At 66.5% G+C, this 4922-nt stretch carries 4 protein-coding genes; all 4 read left to right on the forward strand.

Going from position 1 to position 4922, the window contains the following annotated elements; translation table 11 throughout:
- The coding region (locus ACRDUX_RS17180) for an amino acid permease (protein WP_526415225.1) at positions 1 to 1477 on the forward strand (1477 nt) is incomplete at its 5' end.
- Entirely contained in the window at positions 1474 to 2997 is a 1524-nt protein-coding gene (locus ACRDUX_RS17185; RefSeq protein ID WP_526415226.1) for an FGGY family carbohydrate kinase, read from the forward strand. The genes ACRDUX_RS17180 and ACRDUX_RS17185, both read left to right, overlap by 4 nt.
- 5 nt (positions 2998 to 3002) lie before the next feature.
- A complete protein-coding gene (locus ACRDUX_RS17190) occupies positions 3003 to 4457 on the forward strand; it encodes an NAD(P)/FAD-dependent oxidoreductase (protein ID WP_526415227.1) in 1455 nt (484 codons plus the stop codon).
- Positions 4436 to 4922: FAD-dependent oxidoreductase (locus tag ACRDUX_RS17195; RefSeq protein WP_526415228.1), on the forward strand; the 487-nt coding region annotated here is incomplete at its 3' end. The genes ACRDUX_RS17190 and ACRDUX_RS17195, both read left to right, overlap by 22 nt.

Genomic DNA, 4922 nt, shown 5'->3' on the forward strand with positions numbered 1-4922 from the left:
TTCAGGCACTGCACCGACGGACGACCAGATGCTGCGCGGGTTCGGTTATGAGCCCGAGCTCAAACGGGTCTTGAAGTCGTTCTCCAGCTTTGCGATCGTCTTCTCGTTCATCTCGGTGTCGACCGGCATCTTCGCCGTCTATGGGCTGGTCATCAGCTCGGCGGGACCGCGAGGTATCTGGTCGTGGCCCATCGTGACCGGGGGCCAGTTACTACTGGTGCTGGTCATCGCCGGGCTCGCCGGCCGAATCCCGGTGTCGGGCTTGTCGTATCAGTGGATGAGCCGCCTGACCAACCCCACCGCCGGGTGGATCCTTGGGTGGGCGTTTCTCGGCTACGGACTGGTCACCGCACCGAGTGTCAACATAGTCTTCGTCAACGCCATCGCGCAGGTCACCAAACTGAACCTCACCACGCTGCAGACCTCGGCGGCAGTGATCGGGGTGACGCTCGTGCAGGCGGTCATGATGATCGCCTCGACGAAAACGACTGTGCGCGTGAATAATCTCGCAGTGTGGTCCGAACTGATCTCGGTGGCGATCTTCGGTATCGTGCTGGTCGTCCTCGGATTCGCCACCGCCGACCCCGCCGTGGGCGTGTCGAATCTGACCAGCACCTCACCTGTCGGCCCGGATAACTACTGGGCGTTGTTCGGCTCGTTCACCAGCACTGTGCTGCTCGGCGCGTTCACCTACTCCGGGTTCGACTCGGCGGCGGCGCTGGCCGACGAGACCGAGAACCCCCAGCGTGCCGTTCCGCTGGGTATCATCCGGGCTTCGCTGGCCGCGGCCGGTATGGGCATGCTCTTCCTCGTCGGCATCACCGTCGCCGAGCGCGGCCCGTGGAGTGCCGTTGCGGAGGCGTCCTCACCGGTCGGCTTCATCGCTCAAGACCGGTTGGGCACCGTCCTGGGCGGTGTGTTCGTCATCTGCGTCGCGATCGCCATCTTCGCCAACGCCATGCTGCAGACCATGGTGGCCTCTCGGCTCATCTGGGCGATCAGCCGCGACGGCCGGTTCCCCGGCAGCTCGGTGTTCCGCCGGGTGCTGGCCGCCTCCAAGACGCCGGCCAACGCCATCGCCCTGGCGACCGTCATCGAGATCATCGTGATCATCGCGTTCAGCAAGCTCTCCGACCTGCTCGTCGCATCGGCGCTCATCCCGGTCGGCGTATACGGCGTGATCAGCTTCGCCTACTTGTTCCGCCGCAATCGTTTTCCCGTCATGCCCGGCGGGTTCTCGCTGGGCAGGTTCGACCGCCCCGTCACAATCGGGGCGTGCGTGTGGAGCGTGCTGCTCCTGGTCCTGCTGATCGGCCGCCCGGAGAACCACAAGCCGGCGCTGGTCGCTGCGGCGGTGTTCGCCAGTGCGCTGGTGTGGTGGCTGGTCCTGCGCATCTGGGCACCAGAGAAGCTTCGCACCACGATCAAAGAGGCGGCGCCGGAGGACCTCGCGGCAGATGGAATCAGCACATCATGAGCGTTCGCGTCTGGGCGGGCATCGACCAAGGCACCACCAGCACCCGCACCAACCTCTACGACGAGTCCGGTCGATGCGTCGCCTCCGCGCGACGGCTGTCGCGTACTGCGCATCCGCGGCCGGGCTGGGATGAACAGGACGGCAACGCCTTGCTCACCGCGATCGAGGACACCGTGGCCGAGGCGGTGGCCAGTCTCGACGGCGCCGAAGTGATCGGCATCGGTCTGGCCAACCAGGGCGAATCGATCATCGCCTTCGACCGCCGCACCGGTACCCCGCTCTCACCGGCCATCCTGTGGTCAGACCGGCGGGCCGGCGGCATCGTCGACAGCATGCGCACCACGGCACACGCCGCACGGATCGAGGACGTCACCGGGCTGCGCCTGGACCCCTATTACTCGGCTGCCCGTATCGCGTGGACCCTGTGCAACGTGCCAGCCGTCGCAGCGGCCAAAGCCGCGGGAACACTGGCAGTCGGAACCCTCGATGCCTTCTTCATCCACCGCCTCAGCGGCGGAGCATTCCTGACCGATCCGTCCACCGCCAGTCGTACCCAGCTGATGGATCTCGACGCCTTGCAGTACGACCCGCAGGTTGCTGCTGCGTTCGGCATCGACACCGGCTGGCTACCCACCATCGTCGACAGCGTGTTGCCCGAGCCGGTGCCGACGAAGTTGGGTGCACCGTTGTACGCGAACGCCGTCGACCAACTCGCCGCTCTGGCGGCCCTGGGCGCCATCAACCCTGGTGACACCAAGATCACCTACGGCACTGGATGTTTCGTCGAAACCAACGTCGGAGCCCAACCCTGCCGACCCGGCCACGGCCTGATGCCGACCTACGGCTGGACCGTCCCCGGCGAGCCGAAAGCCTGGGCCGTCGAAGGCGGCGTCTTCTCCGCTGCGACCGCGGTCGACTGGCTGGTGAGCCTCGGGCTGGCACCGACGGCTGAAAACGTGGGGGCCTTGGCTGGCAACTCAGCTGCTGCCACCGACCATCACCTGCGGATGGAGAACCCGCTGTTTCTGCCCAGCTTCACCGGTATCGGGGCCCCCTGGTGGCGGCCCGAGGCCACTGGCGTGCTCTCCAACCTGCGTGCGTCCACCACTGCCTCCGATATCGCCTACGCGGTCTGCGACGGTATCGCCCACCGTGTCGCCGACATCGTCGATGCCCTCGACGCCGAACTCGGCCGAGCGGTGACTCTGCGCGCCGACGGTGGACTCAGCAACAACCCGCTGCTGATGCAACGCCAAGCCGATCTCTGTGGGCGGCCCATCGCGGTGGCCGACCATCAGGACAACACCGCCGCCGGAGTCGCCGGACTGGCCGCCATCGGCTCCGGCGACCTCGACCTCGCAGCGCTGGCTGCCCGCGTCCGGTTCTCCCACACCGTCGACCCCGTGCTCGACATCGACGACAGAACCATCGAACGGGCACGCTGGAACGCCTTCGTCACCGCCACTGTCGCCCTGGACCCCCCAGCACTGACTCAAGCCACCAAATCCGAAGGACGCTGACAGCCATGAGCCCACGCCACTACGACGTCGCGATCATCGGCGCCGGCGTCATCGGGTCGGCCATCGCTGCCGAAGTCTCGCGCCGCAATGTCCGGGTGATCTGGTTCGAAGCCGCCCACGACGTCGCCGAGGGTGCCAGTAAAGCCAACTCGGCGATCGCCGGCTGCGGATACGACCTCCCGGGAAACAGTCTCGAAGCGCAGCTCATCCGCCAATCGAGTCGCGCCTGGGAACAACTGTGCGGCGCCTTGGACGTTCCCTTCACCCGCATGGGCGCCCTGGCGCTGGCCTTCGACGACAGCGATATCGCGTCACTGGAAAACCTTGCCGCTCAGGCCAAGTACGCCGAGGTCGACGCCGACATGCTCAGCGGCCCGGATCTGCGGCGCATCGCCGAGACCGCGGCCCCGTCGGCAATCCAAGGCCTCCACGTGCCCGCCGAAGCGATCATCGACCCCATCCGCCTCACCATCGGACTGGCCCGACTCGCCGTCTCCAACGGCGTGGAGCTGCGCCTGTCAACGCCGGTCACCGGTTTCTGGCACCACCAGTCCGGCGAAATCAGTCACGTGCTCACACCGAGCGGGGCGGTATCGGTGGGAGCAGTGATCAACGCCGCCGGCGTGAACGCCGATCGCGTCGCAGGCGAAGCACAGGGCGAGGACTTCGCGATGTGGCCGCGCAAAGGACAGTTCCTCCTGCTCGACCGTGCGGTCGGCCATCTCATCCCCAAGATCTTGTGCACCGCCCCCACACCGCACACCCGCGGGATCTACGCCATACCGACCACCAACAGATCCGTGCTCGTCGGGCCGACCGCCTCCGATGAAGGGGACCGTACCGACAAGTCCACCGACCCCGACAGCCTCGACTCGGTATGGGCCCGTGCACAGCGACTGCTCCCCGATATCGACCGCCGATACGTGACCAAGGCGTTCGCCGGCCTACGTCCGGCCAGTGACCGGACCTACCGCCTCGAAATCGACGTCAAGTGCGCCAACCTTGTTCATGCTGCCGGGATCCGCTCAACTGGCGTGTCCTCCGCACCCGCGGTGGCTCAGTACGTGGTCGACCTGGTCGACCACAACATCATGACCATGGCATCGAAACCGTCTGCGCTGTCGGCGATCCCGTCAGTGCCGCGATTGGCCGAAGCTGTGACCGATGACGCGGCAAGGGCATTCGCCGTCACACCAGGCGCCGCCCCCGACGAGCGACCCATGGTCGTCTGCGCGTGCGAACACGTCACGGCCGCAGAGATCACCTTCGCCTGCCGTGGTCCGGTGCCGGCGACCTCGCTCGACGGAGTCCGAAAGCGTACGCGCGCCATGGCTGGTCGTTGTCAGGGCGCCTACTGCTCTGTGGGTGTCAGCTTCATGCTCACCTCGGCGACCGGGCAGACACCAGGCGGTGTGCGACAGGGAGAGCCCGACTCGCAATGGCAGGCGGGCGCATCGTGAGTGCCGCGGCCCCACACATCGCCATCGCCGGATCCGGTCTTGCCGGCCTACAGTGCGCAACGCTTCTTGCACACCAGGCCCGCGTCACTGTGTTCGAGCGACTTCCCGTCGCAGGGGGTGAACACTGGCAAGACACTGACCACCGTGTGCTCATTCGGCGGGCTGATGCCGCAGGCGTGAAATTCTGTCCAGGAACCCAGGTGATTCGATGGGAAGGCGACCGCCTCCTGGCCATCGGCGAGCACGGGGGACTCGCCAACGTCGACGCGCTCGTCGTGGCCACGGGCCATCGCCCTTCCACGCGCGCTGAACTCAACATCGACGGTGATCGAAACTCCCCGGTGTTACCCGTCACCGTTGCGCTTCATCTACTCGCTCAGAACGTCACCCTCGGCGATCACATCGTGATCGACGGAGACTCCACATGGACGGCGGCGTGCATCAGTGCCCTGACCCGAAGCGGGG

The sequence above is a fragment of the Mycobacterium sp. genome, assembly GCF_050701675.1.
GTDB lineage: Bacteria > Actinomycetota > Actinomycetes > Mycobacteriales > Mycobacteriaceae > Mycobacterium.

Excerpts from the sequence above, each read along its gene's own strand:
- ACRDUX_RS17185 (WP_526415226.1), top strand. The coding sequence starts at position 1,474 with ATGAGCGTTCGCGTCTGGGCGGGCATCGACCAAGGCACCACCAGCACC.
- ACRDUX_RS17190 (WP_526415227.1), top strand. The coding sequence starts at position 3,003 with ATGAGCCCACGCCACTACGACGTCGCGATCATCGGCGCCGGCGTCATC.